This is a genomic window from Hymenobacter sp. GOD-10R (assembly GCF_035609205.1).
Lineage (GTDB): Bacteria > Bacteroidota > Bacteroidia > Cytophagales > Hymenobacteraceae > Hymenobacter.
On record NZ_CP141184.1, the window covers coordinates 913,095 to 937,092 of the forward strand.

At 48.9% G+C, this 23,998-nt stretch carries 22 protein-coding genes and 1 tRNA gene; 14 read left to right on the forward strand and 9 right to left on the reverse strand.

Annotated features, from left to right (window positions below; genetic code table 11):
- The first annotated feature begins 18 nt into the window (after nucleotides 1-18).
- The 7 genes from SD425_RS03680 (at nucleotide 19) to SD425_RS03710 (ending at nucleotide 5,631) form a co-directional block, all read left to right on the forward strand.
- Nucleotides 19-1,062: a hypothetical protein gene (locus SD425_RS03680; protein ID WP_324675538.1), complete on the forward strand. Its 1,044-nt coding sequence runs from the start codon at nucleotides 19-21 to the stop codon at nucleotides 1,060-1,062.
- Between the two features lie 95 nt (nucleotides 1,063-1,157).
- The gene (locus SD425_RS03685) at nucleotides 1,158-1,439 is read left to right on the forward strand and encodes a helix-turn-helix domain-containing protein (protein ID WP_324675541.1); all 282 of its coding nucleotides are present in this window, start codon (nucleotides 1,158-1,160) and stop codon (nucleotides 1,437-1,439) included.
- A gap of 17 nt (nucleotides 1,440-1,456) precedes the next feature.
- Complete coding sequence (locus SD425_RS03690) at nucleotides 1,457-2,389, forward strand: hypothetical protein (RefSeq protein WP_324675543.1); 933 nt, start codon at nucleotides 1,457-1,459, stop codon at nucleotides 2,387-2,389.
- Nucleotides 2,390-2,926: 537 nt separating this feature from the next.
- Nucleotides 2,927-3,304: an HNH endonuclease gene (locus SD425_RS03695; protein WP_324675544.1), complete on the forward strand. Its 378-nt coding sequence runs from the start codon at nucleotides 2,927-2,929 to the stop codon at nucleotides 3,302-3,304.
- A gap of 927 nt (nucleotides 3,305-4,231) precedes the next feature.
- Entirely contained in the window at nucleotides 4,232-4,663 is a 432-nt protein-coding gene (locus SD425_RS03700) for a hypothetical protein (RefSeq protein WP_324675546.1), read from the forward strand.
- Nucleotides 4,664-4,733: 70 nt separating this feature from the next.
- Complete coding sequence (locus SD425_RS03705; protein ID WP_324675549.1) at nucleotides 4,734-5,237, forward strand: hypothetical protein; 504 nt, start codon at nucleotides 4,734-4,736, stop codon at nucleotides 5,235-5,237.
- Between the two features lie 49 nt (nucleotides 5,238-5,286).
- Nucleotides 5,287-5,631: a hypothetical protein gene (locus SD425_RS03710; RefSeq protein ID WP_324675551.1), complete on the forward strand. Its 345-nt coding sequence runs from the start codon at nucleotides 5,287-5,289 to the stop codon at nucleotides 5,629-5,631.
- Between the two features lie 102 nt (nucleotides 5,632-5,733).
- Here SD425_RS03710 and SD425_RS03715 read toward each other — a convergent pair whose 3' ends face one another.
- The gene (locus SD425_RS03715) at nucleotides 5,734-7,677 is read right to left on the reverse strand and encodes a hypothetical protein (RefSeq protein WP_324675553.1); all 1,944 of its coding nucleotides are present in this window, start codon (nucleotides 7,675-7,677) and stop codon (nucleotides 5,734-5,736) included.
- Between the two features lie 157 nt (nucleotides 7,678-7,834).
- Here SD425_RS03715 and SD425_RS03720 point away from each other — a divergent pair, with 157 nt between their 5' ends.
- Nucleotides 7,835-9,253 (forward strand): Fic family protein, encoded by a 1,419-nt coding sequence (locus SD425_RS03720; protein WP_324675555.1) that lies wholly within the window; start codon nucleotides 7,835-7,837, stop codon nucleotides 9,251-9,253.
- 169 nt (nucleotides 9,254-9,422) lie between these two features.
- Here the strand turns inward: SD425_RS03720 and SD425_RS03725 are convergent, their stop codons facing one another.
- The gene (locus SD425_RS03725) at nucleotides 9,423-10,862 is read right to left on the reverse strand and encodes a DUF6575 domain-containing protein (RefSeq protein WP_324675557.1); all 1,440 of its coding nucleotides are present in this window, start codon (nucleotides 10,860-10,862) and stop codon (nucleotides 9,423-9,425) included.
- Nucleotides 10,863-11,477: 615 nt separating this feature from the next.
- Nucleotides 11,478-11,550 (reverse strand) — tRNA-Gly (locus SD425_RS03730).
- 495 nt (nucleotides 11,551-12,045) lie between these two features.
- Here SD425_RS03730 and SD425_RS03735 point away from each other — a divergent pair.
- Nucleotides 12,046-12,582 (forward strand): GNAT family N-acetyltransferase, encoded by a 537-nt coding sequence (locus SD425_RS03735; protein ID WP_324675559.1) that lies wholly within the window; start codon nucleotides 12,046-12,048, stop codon nucleotides 12,580-12,582.
- A gap of 150 nt (nucleotides 12,583-12,732) precedes the next feature.
- Nucleotides 12,733-13,767 (forward strand): hypothetical protein, encoded by a 1,035-nt coding sequence (locus SD425_RS03740; RefSeq protein WP_324675561.1) that lies wholly within the window; start codon nucleotides 12,733-12,735, stop codon nucleotides 13,765-13,767.
- Between the two features lie 17 nt (nucleotides 13,768-13,784).
- Here SD425_RS03740 and SD425_RS03745 read toward each other — a convergent pair whose 3' ends face one another.
- Nucleotides 13,785-16,106, reverse strand: coding sequence for a B12-binding domain-containing radical SAM protein (locus tag SD425_RS03745; protein WP_324675564.1), 2,322 nt, complete (start codon nucleotides 16,104-16,106; stop codon nucleotides 13,785-13,787).
- A gap of 20 nt (nucleotides 16,107-16,126) precedes the next feature.
- Between SD425_RS03745 and SD425_RS03750 the strand changes: the two genes are divergently transcribed.
- Nucleotides 16,127-16,759 carry a hypothetical protein gene (locus SD425_RS03750; RefSeq protein WP_324675566.1) on the forward strand — a complete coding sequence of 211 codons (633 nt, stop codon included), beginning with the start codon at nucleotides 16,127-16,129 and terminating at the stop codon, nucleotides 16,757-16,759.
- Between the two features lie 11 nt (nucleotides 16,760-16,770).
- On the opposite strand, the gene SD425_RS03755 is transcribed toward SD425_RS03750, so the two are convergent.
- From SD425_RS03755 to SD425_RS03765, 3 genes are all read right to left on the reverse strand, one after another.
- Nucleotides 16,771-18,162, reverse strand: a complete 1,392-nt coding sequence (locus SD425_RS03755) for a hypothetical protein (RefSeq protein ID WP_324675568.1) — start codon at nucleotides 18,160-18,162, stop codon at nucleotides 16,771-16,773.
- Nucleotides 18,163-18,279: 117 nt separating this feature from the next.
- Nucleotides 18,280-18,852, reverse strand: a complete 573-nt coding sequence (locus SD425_RS03760) for an AraC family transcriptional regulator (protein WP_324675570.1) — start codon at nucleotides 18,850-18,852, stop codon at nucleotides 18,280-18,282.
- Between the two features lie 27 nt (nucleotides 18,853-18,879).
- A complete protein-coding gene (locus tag SD425_RS03765; RefSeq protein ID WP_324675572.1) occupies nucleotides 18,880-19,227 on the reverse strand; it encodes a hypothetical protein in 348 nt (115 codons plus the stop codon).
- A 225-nt stretch (nucleotides 19,228-19,452) separates the two neighbouring features.
- Between SD425_RS03765 and SD425_RS03770 the strand changes: the two genes are divergently transcribed.
- Both SD425_RS03770 and SD425_RS03775 read left to right on the forward strand, forming a co-directional pair.
- The gene (locus SD425_RS03770) at nucleotides 19,453-19,752 is read left to right on the forward strand and encodes a hypothetical protein (RefSeq protein WP_324675574.1); all 300 of its coding nucleotides are present in this window, start codon (nucleotides 19,453-19,455) and stop codon (nucleotides 19,750-19,752) included.
- An 80-nt stretch (nucleotides 19,753-19,832) separates the two neighbouring features.
- Nucleotides 19,833-20,432: a DNA-3-methyladenine glycosylase gene (locus SD425_RS03775; protein ID WP_324675576.1), complete on the forward strand. Its 600-nt coding sequence runs from the start codon at nucleotides 19,833-19,835 to the stop codon at nucleotides 20,430-20,432.
- A 36-nt stretch (nucleotides 20,433-20,468) separates the two neighbouring features.
- Here SD425_RS03775 and SD425_RS03780 read toward each other — a convergent pair whose 3' ends face one another.
- Both SD425_RS03780 and SD425_RS03785 read right to left on the reverse strand, forming a co-directional pair.
- The gene (locus tag SD425_RS03780; RefSeq protein ID WP_324675578.1) at nucleotides 20,469-21,683 is read right to left on the reverse strand and encodes a class I SAM-dependent methyltransferase; all 1,215 of its coding nucleotides are present in this window, start codon (nucleotides 21,681-21,683) and stop codon (nucleotides 20,469-20,471) included.
- Nucleotides 21,684-21,711: 28 nt separating this feature from the next.
- Complete coding sequence (locus SD425_RS03785; RefSeq protein ID WP_324675580.1) at nucleotides 21,712-22,326, reverse strand: hypothetical protein; 615 nt, start codon at nucleotides 22,324-22,326, stop codon at nucleotides 21,712-21,714.
- Nucleotides 22,327-22,625: 299 nt separating this feature from the next.
- On the opposite strand from SD425_RS03785, the gene ahcY reads away from it, so the two are divergent.
- Nucleotides 22,626-23,936, forward strand: a complete 1,311-nt coding sequence (ahcY, locus tag SD425_RS03790; RefSeq protein ID WP_324675582.1) for an adenosylhomocysteinase — start codon at nucleotides 22,626-22,628, stop codon at nucleotides 23,934-23,936.
- The last annotated feature ends 62 nt before the right edge of the window (nucleotides 23,937-23,998 follow it).

Below are 23,998 nucleotides of genomic sequence, written 5' to 3' on the forward strand. Positions count from 1 at the left end.
TTCAACTACTTGTGCTCTATGCTTAATGATCCATATGCCGCCCCATTCATTGAGAACGTTCTTGAATACCGAGAAACGTCCATTAATTGTATTAGCGAGGCCGTCGCGATGCAGGACAAACTAAATGCTCTTAGAATTCACTTTGAGAGTGAGGTAAGCTCCGCATTGATTAAATTATCAGACAGGAAGCAAAAAAGGCTTTTAACACAAATACTACTAGCATTTCGCGGGAAAGGAATAGGCCGGCGCCTTGAAGGGGTATCTTTCAAGGAATGGGTTAGAGCTTCGCGTGTAAATGATGGAGCTATGTCCGAGCAAGAGGAAGTGCCAGAAGAGGAACTAGTAGATATAGATACCCTGGCAGCCTGTGAGGAGGATGCCGTTGAGCTTTTTAGGGAGGTAGATTATTACAAACAATACCAACAAGAATATCGGCTAAGGGTAGGTGAAGAACCCGAAGATATGGCCGTGGATGATTTTGACAGCTCTAAACTAGTTGATCGTATTGCGTGGGACGTCTTAGGAACTGCACAGGAGAATATACGTCAAGCTTATGCGCGATTAGTGACGGAGGAAGAGGCTACTGAGTGGATAGCTAATACAGAGCACCGCCTTTGTGCAATTCGCCATAGGCTTAAGTTGCCGTATCCCACATCTCGCGAGATAGCTAAATATTACGTTACCGGCCATGACCCTCTGGTAGCAAGCAACGCAATTGATCATAGTAGCCTAACACCAGAAAGCGACCCTAAGATGTTGGCGCCACGCCGTAGAATCATTATCCTACACGTCTACCTTGGTGGGTTGGGAGATGTTATCGGCTCTCCTAAGGGAGCTGCCGCACTTGCAGAGCGTTATGGTATAAAGGGGGCCAACATAGGCAAGGTAATGAGTAAACTAGTAGACCGTTGGGGAACAGAAGATGATATTATCAAAACCACTACTAGACGAGAACTACATGGACTTATCGAGGATATACAATACATTAAGCAATATCTCAATTCCGCACAACAGGCTGTAGCTGATAAGCATCTAATCACTATTCGTAATAAGTTAAAGTAACCGGTTCGGAACCGGTTGTGGTGCATAGGTTTTGCCTCATTTGCATATCGCTAGTGAAGTAGGTAACACCGCCTACTGTAAAGCAGCGGTAAGCAATGAGCAATCCATTTGAGAGTCTAGGGGCTCAGTTAAGCCGGATAGAGGCTAATCAACTAGAGGTGCTGCAATACCTACGCACCTTCCAATCTCCCTTGCCCCAAGTAGGAGGCATAGAGCTAGCCCAAGAAGTGCTACGCTTGAGCAAGCCACGCATCTATGCGCTTGTATCAGAAAGAGCAGTGCCACACATGAAGCGCGGCAACCGTTTAAGCTTCAACCGCGCCGAGCTGCTACAGTGGATACAAGACGGGCACCGCGCCGAACGTAAAGAGGTTTAAGCTTTGGCGTTACCATCGTGATAGATGAGACACGCTTTAGGGGTAAAATCGACCCCAACGACCATGTATCGGTACACCGCCTGAGCCGTTCGCCTGCCTTTTATGAAGCTACTAGCGAGCCTGACGAGCGCGGGCGAATTAGATCGGCGTATCGTGGCTTTCGTTTGGACTACTTCTATGCAACGGGCGAGATTCAAGGCAAAGGCTCCTTGCAGAGCTTCGCTCAAGGAAGCAATGTCGCCAGGTTCACGGCGCAAGAGATTAAAGCTGCTTGCATTGACTTGGCTTCGGCCGTCGATCTGCCGCCAGAGCAACTACAAATCAGCCGCCTAGAAGCGGGTGTAAACTTGCCTTTGGCCGAATCACCTAAAGAGTTCTTAGCTGGCCTGATGAGCCATCAAAAGGCGCTTTTTACGGCTACGGATCCACCTAGCAAAGCAACTAGGCCACTGCTCTACAATGCATACCATACAGAGCGGCGACTGAAGTTCTATGATAAGGGTGAGTACAACAGATTGCAGGGGCGCCCGCTGTCGCCAGATGGCCCGCCGCATCTACTGCGCTACGAAATAGCTTACCAACGGGCGAAGATACTGCAGCGCCTTACAGGCTTGCCAGAGCTGACGCTAGCAAACTTGTATGAGCCACAGGTATTAGAGGCCCTTGCTAATGATCTAGTCAAACAATGGGAGTGCACCCAACGACACCAACTAATGAACTACAACGGCCTTTCACTTGCTGAAGCGACCCTACTTCACGTGGCAACGGATACAGCTTTTTGGGAAGCTATGCGCAAGACCCTGCCGCGTAGCACCTACGAGCGTAACCGAAGCCGCGCCCAGGCTTTGCTACAACAGCGCCGCGAACCACATCTCTACGATCAAGTATTTGCTCGCGAATTGAATGAACTGCTGCCGTCGCCTGAGCCAGTAGCCAATGTTCAAAAGTGAGGGGAGTTTACACCCCTTGTAATCAGTTGGAAATCCCCTCCTGTGCATCACCCCAGAAAGGGCAAGAAAGTCACCCCGCACACAAGCCTAAATGAGTGTGTCGCCATGCGTAGCGCGAGCGGAGTATGGCCCATAGCGGAGCGTCAAGGTTCGCAGTCGTCTACACACCTGAGTACATAGAGCGCGACTTGTAATCGGCGCAATTTGGCGCCTATTGAATACACCGACTCTCGCAACAGAGCGGTGCTGGCAACAAGGTGCAGGCTAGGCCTCCCTTAGAATCCCCAACACATACGGAAACAATCATGCTAGGAGCCTGAAAACGGCACCCCGGCCCATCCTTGCCTTTGACCTATGCACATTTCACCCAAAAATGCCCAATGCCTCTACTATGAAGGCCGCTATTACTTCTCTATAGCTAACGCTAGTCGCTACTATGTTTCCCCGTGTGGCTCAGTGCTATCAACGTGCGGAAAGAGGCCTAGACTAATGAGGCCGGCACCTATCAATAAGGGATACTTGATGACAAGGCTACATATGAATAACGGCAAGTGGCGGAACTGGTTAATTCACCGCTTAGTAGCCATTAGGTTTTTGCCAAATCCAGAGAATAAGCCTACCGTAAATCACATCGATGGTAATAAACTTCGAAATTCAGCAGACAACTTAGAATGGGCTACCTACAAAGAGCAAAGTGAACACACGATAGCCTCGGGAATGTGGCCCGCCCAAAGCATGTATGGCTTATATGTGACACCAGCTGGTACGTTTACCACCATGAAGGCTGCCGCTGCTGTCCTGGGCGTTGCTGTCGTAACTATAAGCAATCGTTGCAAAGGCTATAAGGGAAGGCCCGCCGCAGTGGGTTATGGCTTTATTCCATCTACTAGTCAACTGCAAAAACAGGCCGCGTAATTTCAATGAGAGTGCGGTACAGGAAGACAATAGGCATCTGACTAGTGTTGGGCCTATTGTCAACCGCCTACTAAGTAGGAATCCCTATATAAGCTCTACTTATTTGAGTGTTTTTAGTGTGCTGATAACCAGGTAGATAAAACAGCAGCCAACATGCTTGGCTCCTACACAAAGCCAGCGGAAAGGTAGCCGAGCTTAGGTTAAGAACCCGCCACTTTTCTCGTATAATCAGCCTTTAGCACGCCTACCTGCTCAAATAAGCTAGGCTTATTCGCTGAATAAAACCACCAAACGCAAGATGTTGACTATCAGTGAAGAAAGCCTGCTATTACTGGCAGTGAGTATAAGGCAAGTAGAGAGAGAGATAGCAGGCTGCTATAAGCTCAAACCGGCCCAAGTACGCACACTGGTAGCTCTAGCCGACGCCTGTAAAACTCCGCTGGGAACAGTTTCGCCCGGTGAATTTGACGCTACACGCTTGTTTGCCCCTACGTTATTACGGGCACATCGGCGCGAGTTGATTCAGAAGGGATTCGTGTACCGAAAACGAGAGCCTCACGGCCGCCAAGGGCTAGGCTTGACCTTCCATGGGCGCCTAGTAGTGAAAAGATACCTGCGAAGCCTACAGGCCATCGTGAGTGCCTAATTCTGATAAGAGCGCGGTACACGAGGACACCTCATGGCAGGAAAGGCCCCGGTGTCAATGTTGATCCGAAACCGAATCCTAGGACCGTGTACCCCAAATAATTAGGGGCACCCCACTCCGCTATGCGCTTGTGCTGACACACAAATAAGTTGAATAATTTAGCGAATATTATTCGCTAAGTGATTAATATACATATAATTAACATGAAATAATATTATATTATTCAGTACTTGTCGCTTATGTTTGAGCAGTCACTTGCCTTTCAATCAACTACTGCTGCCATGCTATCTACTGTCACTCAACCCCGCTTCGAGTATGTAGGCTCGTCCACATTCACCAGCGCCCAACCTGTTCGCCTTTTTGAAGATCGTTTGCTGGCTACGTTGCTCGGTGCTGAGATTACCAAGTGCGGCATGAGCCCACAGATCAAGATCGTGTATGACGCTGAGCCTTCACCCGTTATGCTGGCCGCTCACAAGTTCTATGGCTTCCGCCGCCACCCTCAGCAGAACACCTTCACCGCTAGCTACAACTACACCGCAGTGGCCTGTGCCATTCTGCTAGCGAGCCAAAACAATTTTGCATCGGCGCAATACACAGACGTGCGCGCCGAAAGCATAGCCAAGAGCCTATTCGGTACTGATTACCTAGTACACAACTTCAACTGTGTCATGAATAAGCTAGGTGCTAAGCTGGCACCCTCAGCTAACTAAGTGCTGGTAGGACCGGACTAACTCGTGGCACGGTCTACTATCATCTTTTCACTTCAAAACCGCTTGCGTCATGTCTGTATCTCAAATGAATCCCACTCAACCAAGTGCTGTAGAAGACGAGCTGTATTTTCCTGTCGGGCCTACTCGCTACCAAGCTCAAAACGTCTTTCTTAGCGATGCTGAGCGGGCTGCGGGTTGCGAAGTATATCGAGTGCCAAATAGCGCGCTGGCTCCCTACCAGCAAGCAGGTGACTACGTTGTGGTACGTCCACTAGAGCGTAACTACTGGGGCGAGCCGAAGTTTGGTAACGTGTGCCTGCTCCTAGTGCAATACGAAGCGGATGAATGGCTTCAGGAGTTTAAGGCCAATCATTTCATGCGCGTGCTTCACAACAGTATTGAGGACGGCGGCCCTATTGTCGGCTTTGAGGATGACGACGATAGCGAAGCCGTACCTACGCAACGCCGCGCGCGCACTATTCTGGAAATGTGGGTTGTTGTCCGGCTAACTCGCAACTATGGCGCCTGGGATGAAAAAGGCCCCTTTGAGCATCTATACAGGGAAGCATCCTAGCTACCTACTTATTCAATGAATGACTTCCCTCCAAACTAACAACACGACAATGGCTGAAACACCCGAATCATACCTGAAATTCATCGAGGACTACCCCAGCTACTTAGGCCTGCTGACTTACGTAGAAACCTTAGCTAAGAATAAGCCAGAGGTTTTTGAAAGCCCACCGGATGAAGCGATAATAGATGCGTTGGCCTCAATGCTCGCCACTAGGCTCTACTTGGCCGCATATGTCATGGGCGGTCTGCGGTTTATACATGAGGTCGAATTAGAGTTTCTACGCCTAGGTAAGCAGCAGGAGGTAGATGCAATTATTCAGATGCTCAAGGCGAATGCGCTGTTTATGGTAAATGATAGCGGTAATACAAATACAGATTCAGCCTCAGGTGAGTAGGGGTGCATCAAGCACCGACTGACTACACCTGATTTTGCATTGAAGTACAACAAAAAGCCCCGGCCGATTGGCCGGGGCTTTTTTATAGGGGTTGTGGTGGGACTAGTAGGCGCCTCCGGTATTGTATCGTTTGGGTTTGGTATCTGCCGCTTTGGTAGAGGGCTGCGAGCTTCCGCCCCCGAAACCCAGTTCATCTGTCTTGCCGATAAGTTTGTAGTTCTTACCGCCATGGGAATAATATTTATCCCCTTGGGAAATGGTAGACGTGGTAGCCGGCTGACTAGTCTGCGTGTAAGGGCTGACAACGCGGCCACCTTTGCGCTGCAAGGCTTCAACCACTTGGTTCTGTTGAGGTGTAAGCCGTTTCGGGTTCCACTTGCCGCCGCTAGCTCGTTGTAGCTGTGCGTCTACCGTCTGGCTAGCTGGCACAATAACCGACTGCCTGTTTTCTGTAGTGGAAGTTGCTGCCCAAGGCTCGGCATATTGACCTTTGGCGGCCTTGATGTTAGTGGTTGGCTTTGGCGGCCCGCCCGCGCCGTCATTGCCCGTTCTGGCCTTGTCGGTAAGCGTACCCCGGTATTCTACCCGTAGCTCAGCCTTGCGGGCCTGGGCAGTCGTTAGGCCGTCAATGGTCTTGTGTAGGTACTGATAGGCGTCTGCATCGGAGGCAAACGGCTCTTTACGGCCGACGCGCTTCCCATCTACATACAGCACATAGTCACGGCTCACAAGCTGCATGGGCACTTTACCGTTGCCTTCTGCTAGCGCCGTCGTTTTCCCATCTTGTCCAACGACTTCGGCGCCTCGGTTGTCTACCGTTACCTCAGCGTACGACTTACGAGCACTGGCAAAGGTTTCGCCCACAGTAGGGTAGTGGTTAGTGATAGCAGAAGGCAAAATCCCCACTGCATTTTTCACCCTCTGCATGGCACCGGTTGGCGCCGGCTGATAGGTAGAAGCCTGGTAGCCGGTTGTAGGTGTTACCGTTACCTCTGTTCCAGATTGCTTCGGGGTTGCCTTCGGTATTTTGGGTGCAATCGGCCGGCTGTAGGTTTGTGTATTGCTCGTGCGCTGGTAGGCGTGCGGTAGCAGCAACTCATTTAGGAACTCTGTACGCGTTTTAGGCGTGTTGGCTTCTTGCCATACGAATTGCCGTTCCTGCTCGGTTAAGGGCTCGTAGCTACGCATTTTCTGCTCGACGGCCTTTATTTGTGCATTGTATTGGCTCTGCTTCAAATCCAGCAAGCCTCTTAGGAACGGATCTGCTTCGGCGGCCAACTGCACTTCGGGCAACTCAGTGCGCGGAATAGGCTGGTGCGTTTTCGGGTCAAGCTTCAGCCGACCATTTTCGAGCAAGAAGTAGTTAGATGAGGCCTGAGCTTTCTGACCGTAACCGCCCGGCCGTGCTGCACTGGAAAGCGTTGATTGATCCGCTTCGAAGGTAGAATCTAGCCAGGCCTTCACTACCTGCGTCTCGTCGTAGTTCTTGGCGTTGGTCAGCGTGGCCGCAAGAGTAGTAGGGCTGAACTTACTTAGGTCAACCGTATTGCCTTGCTCGTCTTTGAGGCTATTATAGAGGTCGGTTGTGATGGCTGCGTCGTTGTAGCGCGGGTCAGCTTTGGCTGTCTGTCGCACCTGGTCGAGCATTTTGCCTACTTCCTCGGTACCATGTACGAAACTGTTATGTTGGTCCTCTAGCTGCTGCACCGCATTTCGCCTTTGATAGATATCTATCTTGGGGTCTTGGTAGAGGGCGTTCAGCTTTTCTCGTGCCGCTTGGACGCTCTGGTCAATCTGCGTTTTAAAAGGCAGGTAGCCGTTGACATTGAGTTTAGAAGCAGATAGTAGGTCGCGGAACTCCTGTGCCTGCTGAGCCTCTCGTTTGGCCTGTAATTGCTGCTCCTGTTGTTGCTGCCGCGCCCGTAGTGCGTCCTGCTGGCGGAGGATGGTCAAGGGTGCCGTGCCTAGGCCATAAACGGTGGCATCCCCGCTGCCTGAAACCCCTAATGGGACAGAATTAAAGCCTGGAAATGGTAGTGTTGCCATACCATAAATTTACGCATTTATGACCGCACAAACGCATTTTAGAGTTAGGTTAGAGCGCTGTTACGGTCACATGTATAATGCCCTTTGCATTTGATTATAAGCGTTTATCTACGCTAGAGTAAGTAGTTTGAAAGCAATTTGTTAACCCATAAAAACCATGGAACAGTATTCCTCTACCCTTAATATCGATTTAGCGCAAATTGATAAGCTGAAGGCTAATATTGAAGCTTTACAGCCAATCAGCGAAGAGCAAAGGCAGCGTATTTTTCAGAAGTATCGATTGGATTGGAATTATCATTCTAACTCAATTGAAGGCAACAGTCTGAGCTATGGGGAAACTGTAGCATTTCTAATGGAAGGTCTGACCGCCAAAGGCAAGCCACTAAAAGACCACTTAGATATCCGAGGCCATAACGAGGCTATTAATTTCTTACTAGAGTTACAGAAGCGTGAAGCAGAGTTGACTGAGCGAGACATTCGCGAGTTACACGTAATGATTCTGGTAGAGCCTTACGAGTCTCGAGCCGAAACAGCAGATGGACAAGCTACTACAAAGATCATTCAACTAGGCCAGTACAAGACGTCAGCAAACCACGTGCGAACGGCAACGGGGGAGGTCCACTACTATGCTACGCCGGAGGAAACGCCCGCTAAAATGCACGATTTAATGGTGTGGTATCGGGAAAATAAAGCGGAAACACACCCGCTAATTCTATCGGCTCTATTTCATCATCGGTTTGTTAGCATTCACCCGTTTGATGATGGAAACGGGCGTATGGCACGTTTGCTATCTAATTTGATTCTAATGCAAGCTGGTTATCCTCCTATTGTAATTCTTCAAAGCGAAAAACGCGAATATTATGGTGCACTTAGCCAAGCAGATGCAGGTATTGATACATCATTATTAGAGTATTTTTCAGAGAGACTTATACGGTCATTGGATACTTACTTGAAGGGTGCAAAGGGGGAAGATATTTCTGATTCTAACGATTTAGATAAGGAGATAGCTTTGTTCAAAGCGTCTTTCGACGACGAAGTTCTAGCAAGAGTAGAGTTGACAACACCTGTCTTGGAAGTACTATTGATTAAGTCTATTCTTCCACTATTAAAGAAGGTTATTGAGTACAGTAGTAAGCTCAATAACCTTTTTCTTTCGTCTGGCGTGAAGGTTTCAATTCATTCCATAGCTACCAATGAAGGAAATTATATATATGATGAAGAAACTGTTGATCAATTTATAGATAGTTGGCTCGGAGGAACATCCCCTTTATTACTGGATAAATTTGTTGGGGTATTTTCTAAGAAATCTACTTATAGAACAATAACCTTAAATTACTCATGGAAAAGTTTTAAAGCCAGTACCAATCCATTGCCTAGCTTCTCTGAAATGATATCAATTACTTTTCATAATGCAGAATACGTTATTACGGCAGGTAGGACAACGTCTATTGGCTATATGCTGACTAAGTTTTATCCAAAACAACTGACTCAAGACGAAATAGATGCTGTAACTAGATATTTTGTCGTTGCAGTCATGGATACCATAAAGCGAAAGCAAAACCATACTTCTGTTTAGGCCAGGTATTGATAAGTAGTTTTTCTGATTGTTGGATAATAAATATAGGGTAAAGGTATTTGTAACAAAAAGGCCCACACTATCGCAAGATAGCATGGGCCTTTTTGTTAAACAGGAAGTAAAAAAATGTCTAATAAACCCAGCTTCATACTGGTGTCTGTCTATGAAATTAGACTTGTTCGTCTAGTACAATTTGCTTAAGTCTATCAAAATCACTGTTTTGTTCATCGGTTCTAAAATCTGCAATCATACCTTTTAAGAGGTCATATCTACGTAACATTCTCTCTTTTAATTTATTTACTGCTTCTTCACTTGTGGAGCCATCGCCTTCTATTCCAGTTGTATCCTCCCTTACTTTGTATTGCTGCCCACTAAAAGTTGCTTTCAGTTCTAAGGGATTACGCAATTTATATCCCTTCCCTCTCCATTCAATGGAATTGATTTCAATTGTATATTCATTTACTTGCTTTGCAGATACTATCTTAGATACAATCTGCTTTCGTGTCATTTTACTGATTTCTTGGTCTTTGTTTTTCTCAAATACTATTGTTACTAGTTCTTTTTCTGGATTATCGAGGATAAGTATATCATTTTTATTCACTTTTTCAAATAGTACTTCACGTACTTTTTCATTGGAACGCACAGGCTTATCTATAGACTTGAAGTGCTTATCTGCTTTGGTAATTTGATAGTCTTCATTTTCGATTATCTTGAGATAAGGATTTAGGAAGCGTATTAGCTGATCTGAAGTGTAACTGTTGCTTAGAGTATCAATAGATTCAGGATTAGTAAAGTCCATATCTATCACTTCTGTCTGGAAGCGACTTGGTAGATCTTTTAGCCAATTATATGATTCCTGATCAAGAACGCTTAAACTAGAAATGAAATCGGGTGCAAGAGCAACACCAAAACTACCAAGTCCAAAATCCACACCCCGCAATACTGCCTGTTCTCTTATATTTCTAATGCTCTTGTTCCACTGCTTGGTGTCGTTGCTTCTACTAGCAAATCTCTTTTCATAATTAACGTGAGCATATTCCACGAAAGAGATGTTGATATTTTTTAAGTAATCAACCATTTGTGGTACTTCTGGTGAAGTACCATGTTTGTTGCCAGATGGCTTTAAGTTTGTGTATATGGCTTTATTTTGTAATGCCTCGTAGTGACCTTGTGAGCTATCAGGTGAATTTACGATAGGTTGTTCAATCCAAGTATTATAATATTCTGGAAATGAGAGTTCGTAGTAAATATTCTCTTCTGGTATATAATCTTCGGGTAAGTCTTCTAGTGATAATAGCTGCAACAACGTATGCTGTCCTTCGTCATTAATGTCCGCTACTAGAACCCATTCGCTGATTGTAGTTTCTAATAAAGCTTTAAATTCTTCTAAGCCTCTTAAATAGTTAAGTAAGTTCTGCTGGGTTACGCGATAAATAAGCCAACGGTTAGCCGTGTCATCACTATCAACCCAATGGTATAGATAATGATGGCCTTTGTGATTGGTGTAATGGACTAATAGAGGACCATCAAAGTAAATGAGGTCTGCAACCCTATTGAAGTCTTTAAGAGGAAAGTTATTTAAGCTTGCTCCATTCAGTTCTACCATCATACGGTCAAGGAGCTATCATAAGTAAAACTAGACTGCATAGGAGCATCTACGTAAGGATGTACGTTGAAATGACCGTTTTGCTCGGGGGCTGATATTACTCCGTCAGCTGAGGTTAGGAGGCACTTTGCTACACATGTATACGGCGGGTTCATTTTCTTGAAGCCTTTTACTGCGTTAAACAGTGCATGAGCTTGGTAGGCTTTTAAAAAAAATGAGAGGCCTAACGCATTACAAGTTTTTGATGGCTCGCCTATATACGTTCTTATTGATCGCCCTTCTCGTTCTGCTTTGAGTATTTGTGGAAGAAAGTTGTCGGCTTCTGTCAAGGGTTCATACATAAAACGGAATGCCTCCAACCTTTCTACTTCTTGGCAATACTCACAAGGGCAATGCGCGGTTATTTCTAGCCTTTCCATTTCAAGCTGATACATCAGCTTATCCTTATCACACATAGGATATTACTGTAATAGCAGAGGATATTATTGATGGTGCAAGCTACAGAATCTGCTTGCTAAATTTTGTGGGCAAGCCAAGCAAATCACTAGTTTAAACTATCGTTTAAACCAAAAACAAATCAGCTACTTAGCCTTTAGGCTAAGTAGCTGATAATCAATGAGCGAGAAACGAGGCTCGAACTCGCGACCCTCAGCTTGGGAAGCTGATGCTCTACCAACTGAGCTACTCTCGCGGAGCGGTACTTACTTGACAAAAATACACAGCAAAAAGCAATTTGCAACTGCCAGGCCGAGCCAAAAGGGTATAGGTGCTTTAGCAAGGATTAGGTGCAGCGATTAGGTGCAGCTAGCTTGTTGACCAAAAAGCAATACTTACTTCGCGTCGAGGTTAACGTACAACGCATAAAACCATTGAAAGAACGTGCATATGACTTCTTCTAATCGCAATCGGGGTACGCTTTATCTATTGATGGGACTGATTTTGTTAGGTATTCAGCTCTATCGGTTACCTGGGTTTTACGCTGATTGGCAAGTGGAGACACTCGACACACCGCGTTTCTTTTTGAGTATGGTCATTCTAGTAGGCGCGCTTTTCATGTTGCGGGCAGGCTGGCGAATGCGTCGAGGCGGTCATACTATCGATTAAATAAAACCAGTAACTGAGCTAACTGCTTTCGTGCGAAAGTGTGGAGGTTTTACCTTTGAACCGCTTAGTAAACTTCCTAACAATGTCTTCTCCGCTCCAAATCACCGTTGCGAAACGTACTACTGCTATAGCTGCTCAACTTGCTTCTTTCGGTCGCCAAGCATTTTACGACACCTTTGCCGCAGACAATACACCGGAAGATATGGCGGCTTATTTGGATGAAGCCTTTGGCGAGGCACAACAATTTGCTGAGTTGCAGGACCCTAATACCGTTTTTTTGCTAGCGCAAATGCAACAGGAGTTAGTTGGTTCTGCCAAGTTGCGCTTTGGGTCTACACTTGGGCTAGCTCCGGGTAAGTCAGCCGATTCACAGCTAGAGGTGTCGCGCTTGTATGTGCAGAAAGATTGGATCGGGACGGGGTTAGGTGCTGTGCTCATGCGCCGAATTATCGAGGAAGCCCGTGCGAAGGGTTGCCGGAGTATTGTGTTGGGGGTATGGGAGCGCAACGAACGCGCTATTGCCTTCTACCAGCGATTTGGCTTTAAGACTATTGGCAACATGGATTTTATGCTCGGCAAAGACTTACAGAATGACCTCATTTTGCGCAAAGGCTTGTAGCTAATATCCCTGGGCGCAGGCTAGCTTTCCTGCTTGCCCTACTAGTATGGCGCGGTACGCTTACTTTTGACCCGCCTTATCTACCAACCTGCTATGCACTTGAGCTATTGCCTTCCTTCCATCCTGTTGTCGCGTGTAGCAGTTTGGCTGATGCCATGCTTGCTTGTTGCAGTGGGCTGTTCGTCGGGAGAACGGTCGGCGGGACCTCTGCCGACTGGTCATTACGAAGGGCCTATCACGTACCAAGGCACGGAGCTACGCGCTATACTCGACTTACGTGAGGATGCTACCGGGCACTTAGAAGGAGATTTGCGCTTCCCGGATAATCAAGGCCTAGGGTTTGTTGCTAGTAACTTGCGCTACAATGCCCCTTTACTTCGTTTTGAGCGCCAAGGCCAAATCAATTTGAGTGGTAGTACGGTGATAGAGGCTATCCGAGAGGGTGATTTTTGGCGCGGCACATTTACTACCGACAGCGCCCAAGCAGAGCTGTTACTTGTCCGACGTGGCAAGGCTGATCCGCGGCCTTATGGTACGCAGCCGTTGACTATTCGCTACGGTAGCCAGAATATGAATAGCACCTTGCGGCTCCCCGACGATACGGTGCGCAAACATACAGCCTTGGTACTGTTGCCTGATTCAGCCACGGATTTAAGCCAAACAGCGGATCTATTGGCACGGCAAGGCTTTGCTACGCTACTTACGCAGCCTACACCCACAGCACCTGATTCCGCAGCTGGTCAAATGGCTCAGGCCGCATTAGCAACGCTCCGTGCTACGCCTGGCGTAGATACCTTGCACGTGGGGTTGTGGGTAGCGGGAGCACAGGCTCCGTTGGCGCTGAGCTTAGCTATGCAAGGAACTGTCAAGCCGGCCTTTGTGGTAATACAGGCGGTGCCCGTAAGCTCACTGGCTGCGCAACAGCCTTTTCGGGCACTTACGCGCCAACGGGTTCCGGTGCTGGCAGTATATGGAGGCAATGATACGGCACTCGACGCCCGGGAGAGCACAAAGCGGCTGCGCAGTGCGCTAGGAGGCCGGGGAGCAACGGTACGGCTGTATACCAATGCCAATCGTAACCTGATGCTGCCAAGTGGTACGCGCGCCGATGGCAAATGGGAGTGGACACGCCCCGCCCCGGGCTACCTAGATGAGCTACTCACGTGGCTACGAGCTAGGCAATAGAAAGCTACGCTAGCTTTTTAGAACAAGAGCAGCCCTTTTTCACGCAACAACAGCCAGGTAGGCGAAGCTAAGAACCCTTCAAACGATAGGCCAGCGGCCTTGGTGGGGAATGTGCTAGCCGCTTCTTTGAGTAGGACCTTAGTGTCGTAATCGAAGCTGAGCTTCACTAGGAGTTGGTGCAGCCACTCACCGATTACAGGGGAGGTTTTGACTTCAAAGTCCTCTGCTTGTTCGTAAAAAGTAAGCACCGCCCGCTGTCCTTTTTTATTATCAGTTAGCCGCAACTCAGGGGAATTGCCGAGCCAAAACAGCCGCGAATTTTGCTTAGCAGAATCAGCTTTGCTAGGTTCCTGCAGAGCTTGCTGAATAAGCTGCCGCGGCAGAGTAGCACGTGGTACTTTGAAATCGAACCAAAACTGCAGTGGTTCCTGCAAAGCGACACCGTGCATGTAGTTATACAATGCTTTGGCGAGGCCAGGACCAAACTGCTCGTGGTTGGCACCAGTAGGATCATCGTGCCATAAGTCGTTCCAAGCGAAGTTGCCGGGCTCAGGACCAATAGCCGCTACGTTGTACTTGGCGGGATTTTTCCCAACGGGCGAATGAGCCGTCATGGAGAAGCGGTGCCAATAGCCCGACTGCACAATGCCAGCTCCAAATAGCTGACGCACCACCTCCAGCGAATCAACGGTTTCCTGCGCGGTTTGGGTCGGGAAGCCATACATTAGGTAAGCATGTACCATAATGCCAGCCTGGGTGAAGCCATCCGTCACGCGGGCTACTTGTGCAATGGTCACTCCTTTTTCCATCAGGGCAAGCAGGCGGTCGGAAGCCACTTCTAAGCCACCTGATACGGCAATACATCCGGCTGCTGCTAATAAGCGGCATAGGTCGGGTGAAAAAGTCTTCTCGAAACGAATATTTCCCCACCACGTGATACTGACGCGCCGTTTGAGCAACTCAATAGCTAGGTCGCGCAGGGCGAGGGGAGGAGCTGCTTCGTCCACAAAGTGGAAACCAGTCTGCCCCGTTTGCCGCACAATTTGCTCGATGCGGTCCACGAGTAATGTTGCGGGCGCTGTTTCGTAGCGGCTGATGTAATCCAGCGTCACGTCGCAGAACGAGCATCGTTTCCAATAACAGCCGTGTGCAATAGTGAGCTTGTTCCACCGACCATCACTCCATAGCCGATGCATAGGGTTCAGCACTTCGATGACCGACAAGTACTCAGTGAGCAGCAAGTCGGAGTAGTCGGGGGTACCGACTTCCGGGTGCGGGATATCGGGATGCGGGAAGTTGACATACTCAACCTCGCCAGCCTCGTTGCGCAGGAAGGTGCGCTGTAGCTTAGCACGCTCTAAAAGATCCTCCTGCTGAGCGTGTTGGAGTAGCTCACTCGAATCGTCGAACGATTGGAAATACTGCCGGACACGAGAGGCTTGGTTTACACCTGCCGCCGATTCGACTAGCTCTGCACGACGGCTTTTTTCGTTGACTAGATATTCTAACAACCGCAGCCACGGGCCTTCGCCGTCGTCTAGGGTTAGATAGTCGATGTAGTCAAAAAAGCGGGGCTCTTTTATCTGGCGCAGCTCGGTATTAGGGTACCCGCCGCCCATTAGGGTTTTGGTGTGCGGAAGAAGTGCTTTCGCGCGGCCAGCCAAACGCAAGGCCCCGTAAAGGTTGCCCGGAAACGGCACGGTAAAGCCTACAACATCTGGCTGTACGCGCTCCAGCAGTTCATCCATCAACTCCAGAAGGATGCGGTCTACGAGATTGGGCTCTGTTTGCAAAGCCTCGTACAACGGCTCGAAGCTGGTAGCTGATAAAGCTAGCTTTTCCGCATAACGTGAAAAGCCAAACTGCGGGCCCACTGTTTCCTTGATCAAGTCGCCTAGGTCCTCGAGATAAAGCGTCGCCAAATGCCTTGCCTGATCGGTCAGCCCCATGGTGCCGAACGCGCCTTCCAAATCTGCGATGTTGTCGAAGCGGGCTGCTTCGGGCAAAAAGCGACTATGGCAAATACGCGGAGCTAGGGTGTTGTCTTTGTTCTGCAGAAATCGGATTACTGGCTCAATGGTCGTAATGTAGCTGCGTTGCAGGCGCACCATGCGGCGAGCATTATCGCTGAGCTCGTACCGGCCTAGCTCGATTTCCGCGAATACGCGCTTCAGCCCGGCCGCTGAAAACATACGCAGTACCAACTCCAAGCCTAGGTCGGCTTGCGTAACAGCGTAGCCGCGTCCGCCCAAAAAACCCTTCAGGTAAGCCGTAGCTGGGTACGGCGTATTAAGCTGAGTTAGCGGCGGCGTAATGAGCAGGATGCGGAAGATAGACACAGGAGCGTAACCACAGAGTTATGGCAAAGGTGCCACAAAGGTACAGCCTATCAAGTAGCTCATATCTTCGAAGCCATGAACTGTCTTACGCCATTATGATTAGCTTGCCAGAAAAGCTTGCGCCATTATCCGCTACTGTAGCATTAGACAAGATTCTTGCTGGCGAAGTACTACGTGATTACCGGGTAATCGGCAAATTAGATCTACTAGCTGGGTCTTCTGAGAGCACATATTTTGGGCACCCTATCCTACTAGAAAATTGCTGGATTGAAGAACTGCATGGCTCTACTTTAAGCTTTGAACGCCCGTTAGAACTACTCAACTCCTATGTGCACAAGTGTGATCTTGCCTTTGCTTACTTTCTGCAAGGCTTAGTTATAGAAGATTGTGTCTTCGCTGATTACTTGGATTTTCAAGCTGGCGGCCATAATAAGATGGGCTACCCAGTGCGACTTTTGCGCAATACTTTTGAGGGCTTTGTAAATTTCTTCGATTGCTGGTACGAAGCTTCTGTGCATATCGAAGGCAATAAGTTTAGTGGCGGTACTAACTTACTCGGCGCACCTAAACACTATCAAGTAACGTTTGACGAATTGCCGTTGATCCAAAACAATATCGGTGATTTGCATCGAAACGATGAGGCAGAACGATAATCATCGGCTACCTACATCTTCATGCCACTCATCCGCATTAATGGAGCATTTAAGCGCAGATACACTTGAGCCGAAACGGGCGTTTTGCCGTAGTAGCCGCGGAGCTGATCATCCGGACGATAGACACTGCCTTGTGCGCCAACGTGTAGCTCTGGCCCGTGCTGCCCAAGTTGTGCTAGCCGGTAGCTAGCTCCTAGGGTTAAGGCATGCACATTATAAATTGGGTGTGTGCCTTCGGTGTGCGGTACTGTAAGTTCTTCCGCATCTTTTTGCAGAAATTCATAACGGCCATACACAGTAGGCTTGCCTAACGCTATGTTGGTTTCTGCTAACACGGCGTGCTCATTACCGAAGGCGTAATGGTTCATACCCCAGATGAAGGAAGACGCAATGTAGTGGTAATCGCCCCACTGGCGGCTGTGCATGAGTCCGGCGGTAGTGCGTTGCACATCCTCATCGGCGTGCAACTCTTCGGGACTTTTCACCCACGCTTGTCCTATCTGTAAAGACAGTTCATTGGTCGGATTCCACATGAGGCGAGCAGCCCACGAGTCGGACCTAGGTCGGTCGAACCCGTAGCGGTACTCATTGGGTTCGCGGCCCGTGAAGTTGGAGCCTTCCAGCTTAAACTGTTTGTAGCGTACACCTAGGGTGGCTACTCCAAAAGTAATGTGCGTCGCATCTACCCAGTGATGGCTCAGGGGCGCATCGGGGTTCGACATGGCCGAGATGCGGTGCATAAAAGCAGTGGGACCTACGGCTGGCTCACCCGGATAACCTAGGTACAAGGTCATGTCCACGTCTTGAGAAAAGGCGTGTGTATAACCAACGCTTAAGCCAGAGAACAAGTCGTGAGGATGCTGACGGTCAACTAACGGGTTTCCCTTGTACGCCTCACCGGATTGAAAAAGAAGCGGGTAACCATTGTTGCCTTCTGTGAGTGGGTCCAGCGAAACCATTAGGGTGAGATTCAGCAGCCCCCGTTGGCCTACGTTGCGCTGAGCCATGGTCATAAACCAGTTAGGTGCGTCGAGGGTACTACCACCACGCTGCCCATTTTTTCGCCCGATGTTTTGGTTTGTGTAGCGCCCAAACACGGCCCCGTGGTACATGAGCATCCACGGACCCTTGTGTTGCATCCACATGTACATGGGTGTAGCGTCGGGTTGCCAAGCCGTACCGGAACCGTTGCGCGACATAGGCAAATAGCGCGAATATGCGTGCGACATATTCATGTCGTGCATGTCATGGTCGCCATGCGCCATGCTCGAATCGCCCATGTGCATGCCCGATTGGTGCATACCTCCGTGCTGGCTGGTGTCAGCCGTAGCATTGTGCATGTGCTGCGCAGAAACTACCGTTGGTAGCAGTAGCGCGAATACAAAGAGTCTCAGTAAGGGCATAAAAGAGGCGGTCGGAGTTGTAGAAGAATATTCTTCTACAACTCCGACCGCCTCCTGGGGGTTGTATGCAATTCGGCTTCAGGGTGTATAAGGTTCTGCTGCCGATAGAAAGCTAGGTTACGCTAGTTCGTCGAGGGCTAAACGCTTTGGCATGAGCTCACGCCGAAATTCACTTACCGAGCGACCTGTTACTTGTCGAAATTGATTACTAAGGTGCTGGCCGCTGCTGTAACGCATCTGATCAGCAATTTCGCTAAGAGTTAGCTCGCCGTAGCTCAGCATCTCTTTTACACGCTCAATCTTCAGACGAATCAAATATTTCTCGATTGTGAGATTAGCGGTGCGGGAGAATACCTTACTCAAGTGCGAATAAGTAGCAGCAAACCGATCCGTTAGGAAAGCAGAAGTAGTAAGCGGCATCCGTGCTGTGCGTAAATGCTCTAGGTACTCAATCAGGCAGCCTTTAATCTGTTCGGTAAGTTGCTCGGCGCGACCCGTAAGTACATCGAAACCTGCTTCGCGCAGCAGTGGGGCTACTGCCACCGGATCGACCGGCGTAGCCTGATCAAGCTGTGCTTGGCCTAGCTGGACGTTGGTAGGTTTGTAGCCAGCTTGTTCGAGAAGGTGGCGTACCGCCTCAACGCAGCGCGGGCACACCATATTTTTGATATGAAGCAAGGTTGTTTTCACGGGCGATTGTAATTATGTAGTACGGTGTTACTTCAACCGTTTTGCGGTGCTAGTTGTTTTCCGGCTGGTCGAATTGCCAGTCGCAGTAGTAGTACGAATACGACGGCCGGAGGATACAGTAGGTACTGCTCGCCAACCCTTACCAAACCAGTTTGCCGCTGCCCAGTTAATAAAAGGTACTACGCCAAGGAAAGTAACTGCCAGCAGCCAGAAAAATACGAAAAAGGCGCCAAATAGCCGAGAGAAGAATGCGTCGCTAGTGCCGAACAGATATCCTATGAGCAGCAAGGCCAGTCCAAAGCTCACACCAGCTAGTATTGCTATGCGACGCAACCACACTTGGTAATTAGTAGAAAGAGAAGAAAAGCGAATCATAATAGCTGAGAGTATGGCAAATATAGTAGTTGCTCAGCGTCTTAAACGGTAGTAGACTAGTGCAAGAACAACACTTTCGTATTTCTCGTAGCTTGATTTACGCCTTTGAGTCTCCCTAGGTATTTGCGTTGCAAAAGCTGAATTAGGTACTACGCAAAAACTGTTGCGCTAATCAGCCGTAGAGGCTATTTGCAGATATTCCTATTCAGCTTTAGTCTCTCTCGTATGAAACTCTCTCACTCGTTTCGTCCCCTAGCTTTTGCCTCTTTGTTGAGCGTAGCTTCATTAGCATCCTGTAGCACCGGTACCGACTCAGGAGATACCAACGTGGAACGCGGCACTAGCAAGTCTGATGCACCTATGCAGGAGGGCCCTGCCTCTGCTGGCTCTGACTCAACTACCGCTGGGCTTCGTCCCGACTCGGTACAGCGTCCAACAGGAAAACAGCTTTACGACCATGCGGCCGATGCCCACGACCGTAACCATGACGGCCTCGAGGATGAGCCGCAAACGCAACAGAAGTAGCAGTCAAAAAATACTCGAAAGCAACAAGGCCTCTTTCAACCAGAAAAGAGGCCTTGTTCATTTTATTGTTGATTGCTCCTATGAAGCTTCCTGTTACTTTCTACCAACAACCTGATGTAGTACAGATTTCTCGTAGCCTGATTGGTAAGTATCTGTTCACGAACATTGACGGGGTACTTACCGGCGGCCGCATTGTTGAGACGGAGGCGTATGCGCACATAAACGATCAAGCATGCCACTCGCACCTAGGTCGTTTCACCAAGCGTACACGCATCATGTACGAAGCTGGCGGCGTTGCCTACGTGTATTTGATCTACGGCCGTTATGCGCTGTTCAATATCATCACCAACGAAGTCGGCAAAGCCGATGCCGTGCTCATCAGGGCTATTGAGCCGGTTGAAGGTATTCCTGAAATGCTGGTGCGTCGTGGGCTAGCTAAAGTTTCTTCCAAGCTCACGGCAGGACCTGGCTTAGTTACGCAAGCCCTAGGTATCACAACGGCATACTACGGTACCAGCGTAGTGGGTGACATAATCTGGATTGAAGATTACGACGAAACTATCCCCGATGAATTGATTATTGCTAGTCCGCGGGTTGGAATCGATTACGCGGGCGATGATGCGACTTTACCTTGGCGATTTCGGTTAAAGAACAGTAAATGGACTAGCCCAGCAAAGTAGCTTCGCTGCGAAGCTACTTATGGCACTGGATCTTTGCTACTCAGCTGCCTGGCTGATAGGCTGTATCATCCGTTCGCACACAAGCACGATGGGGCGGCTACGCAGATCGGTAGTCCCAAACAGATACAGGTCTCCGCCTTCTCGGATGCCCGTGCGGCTCCGAAACTCAGCTACTGAATCAGGGAAATTACGAGTGGTAACATGCGCCCTGGCTTCTGGACCTAGGTGTGGCCGCAAAGCCTCACCCGCGTAGCGCTCGGTAGCCAAGATGCGGAAGATACGGCCCGGGAATTCTGGCCGTAGTATGTCGGAAGTGTAGAGGTGACTATGCTGGTGCAGCTTTAACAACTCGAAAGCATTGCCAATACTACGGAAGCCACCAGCCTTGAGAATGGCTACGTTGGGTTCGTAGAGATACTGCTGTGGGTCGGCGAAGCGCGAAATGGCGCGTGCTTCGCGTGCTTTATTCAACCGGAAATCCTGCTGTTGGCCATTGCGCAGCAAATTCACCGTGAAGCGCTCTGGGTCCACTGCCGGCTCTGGGCCAAGCTCATACAGCACTTCCTTGCATTCGTTGTCCACAGCTATCACCCATAGCCGACGTACTTGCTTCAATTCTGCCAATGCTTGTTCAATATCGAGCATGGGAGAAGTCTTCAGCAGCACGCGCTGGCTTTTGTGCAATAGCAAGGGCATAATACGCAGTACATCTGGCTCGCAATCCTGTAAGCGGTAAATCTTACGTGCTGCCGTATTACGGCGAGCAGGATCAAGATATAGCCAGTCAAATGATTGATCCGTGCTCTTCAAAAAACTCACTGCGTCGCTTGCGTGACAAACAATATTTGTTTGGCCGAGCTGCTCTAAGTTGTAACGAACTACCGCCACCAAGGCAGGATCACGCTCGACGTAATGGACCTCCGGAATTTGACGAGCGAAGTAGCTAGCATCGACTCCGAAGCCCCCGGTAAGGTCCGCGAGGCGCTGACCACTTACCAAGCTAGCTTTGAAAGCTGCCGTGCGAGCGGAGGATGCCTGCTCAACCGATAAGGCTGGTGGAAAAATTAAGTCTGGGTTGCTGGCCCATTCAGGTAGCTTAGTACGGGCCTTCTGCCGTGCCTGGATCTGGCGCACCAGATCGGGTACCGGCAAGCTAGGGAAACGGCGCGCTTGTAGCGCCAACTGAACGGGGTCTTCATGCAGGTGATCGGCAACATACTGCCGAGCCGCTGCTGGGAGCGGAAATTCCATGAAATACTCCTACGAAAAAAACGCAAATTTAGCGCAAACTCCAACGGATTGCTAGCTGCGGCTGCCCAGTGGGAGCCACTACACCAACAGCCGTGGGCGAAAGTCGGCGCAGCAAGTTATGATAGCTGGTCGGAAGATCACTATTATACTCTTCTACTGCCCGTTGAAAGTAGTGACTTGTATTGCGCGAGATAAACACGTTAGCCAGTAAGCTGGCTGCTGCTACCCCTATGGCCACTTGCTGCTTCGTAGTGAGATAGACTTGTTTATCGCCAGCTAATACCTGTTGACCATAGAAAGCAACTGCGCTAACAAAGATCAGTCGCTCTCCGATCAATAAGGTTTTTTGCCGCCGGTAGTCATTCAAATAACTGAGCGCCTCTGAATTATAAGCTAGGTATGGTCTAATTCGTTGGCCAAAAAAACCAGCATTTTGGTAGTCTTCACTACCATCTAAAGAAAAATAAAAGTTCGACTGTGGGCCATTCAATCCTCTGGTTTTGTCCTCTGCACTTATGCTAACAAGTGGATGATGTGTGATGTTCGTCTGCGCACGAGCAGCACCGAAGAGTAATATGAATGGCAGCAAAAAGGTGATGCGGCGACCAAAAAGCGTGGCCGTCAGTAGAGAAAAAGAGGGCATAAACTTGCAAAGAGCAACTGCTTACTAGGAGTTGCTGAGTGATAGAAAACTCGCTGATGCATTAGAACAGAGCGCGCGAGGCATACGTTCTGACTGCTGTCATATAGGCTTTTTCTAATAATGCAAAGACGGTGCTAATCCTTGATTCGGATCGGCGATTTTTAAAATGCTCAACGGCATCTTAAAGCCCACTTGCTAGCATAGCACTATATTTATGCATGCTGCTTGTTATAGCTCAGCTAAAATCCCAATAACAAACTTGTTACCTTTGTAGTTGAAACCGCAAAACAGTTACAACTATGGTGGAGACAACTTACGTACCTTATAAGGTTAAGGACATCACATTGGCCGAATGGGGCCGCAAAGAAATTCGGTTAGCTGAGGCAGAAATGCCGGGGCTAATGGCATTACGTGCTGAATTCGGTCCTTCGAAACCATTGAAAGATGCTCGCATCGCTGGATGCTTGCACATGACGATTCAGACGGCAGTACTCATTGAAACGCTCATCGAGCTAGGGGCTGATGTTACGTGGTCTTCGTGTAATATCTTTTCTACACAAGATCATGCGGCAGCAGCTATTGCAGCAGCCGGTATTCCGGTGTATGCTTGGAAAGGCATGAACGAAGAGGAATTCAACTGGTGCATCGAGCAGACTTTGTACTTCGGTGAGGAGCGTCAACCACTGAATATGATTCTCGATGATGGTGGTGACCTGACGAACATGGTTCTGAACCAATTCCCGGAGTTAGCTGCTGGTATTCGTGGTATTTCGGAGGAAACGACCACAGGCGTGCTACGCCTACTCGACCGGGTGAAAAATGGTACCCTGCCGATGCCTGCTTTCAACATCAACGACTCGGTCACGAAGTCGAAGTTTGATAACAAGTATGGTTGCAAGGAGTCAGCAGTAGATGCTATTCGTCGGGCTACTGACGTGATGATGGCTGGCAAAATTGCTGTGGTAGCTGGCTACGGCGACGTAGGCAAGGGTACTGCTGCTTCACTTCGCGGTGCCGGAGCACGCGTTGTTGTTACGGAAATTGATCCTATCTGCGCGCTGCAAGCCGCTATGGACGGTTATGCCGTAAAGAAAATGGCTAACGCTATTAAAGAAGCGGACATCGTAATTACTGCGACTGGTAACTGCGACATCCTGACGGAAGAGCACTTCCGCGCGCTGAAAGACAAGGCTATTGTTTGTAATATCGGCCACTTCGACGATGAAATCGATATGGCTTGGCTTAACACTAATTACGGTCACACAAAAGATACCGTAAAGCCTCAGGTTGACCTCTACAACATCGACGGCAAAGAAGTTATCGTGCTGGCCGAAGGACGTCTTGTAAACCTAGGTTGTGCTACAGGTCACCCTTCTTTCGTGATGTCGAACTCTTTCACTAACCAAACACTAGCACAACTGGAGCTGTGGGAGAACTCGGATAAATACGAGAACAAGGTATATACGCTGCCCAAGCACCTAGACGAGAAAGTAGCTCGCCTACACCTAGCTAAGATTGGGGTAGAGCTAGATGAGTTGAAGCCAAAGCAAGCTTCTTACATCGGCGTAGATGTAGAAGGTCCGTTCAAATCAGACCTGTATCGGTACTAGAAATAACCTAGCCCCAGTAAAAAAGAAGCCTGGTTCGAATTTTTCGAACCAGGCTTCTTTTT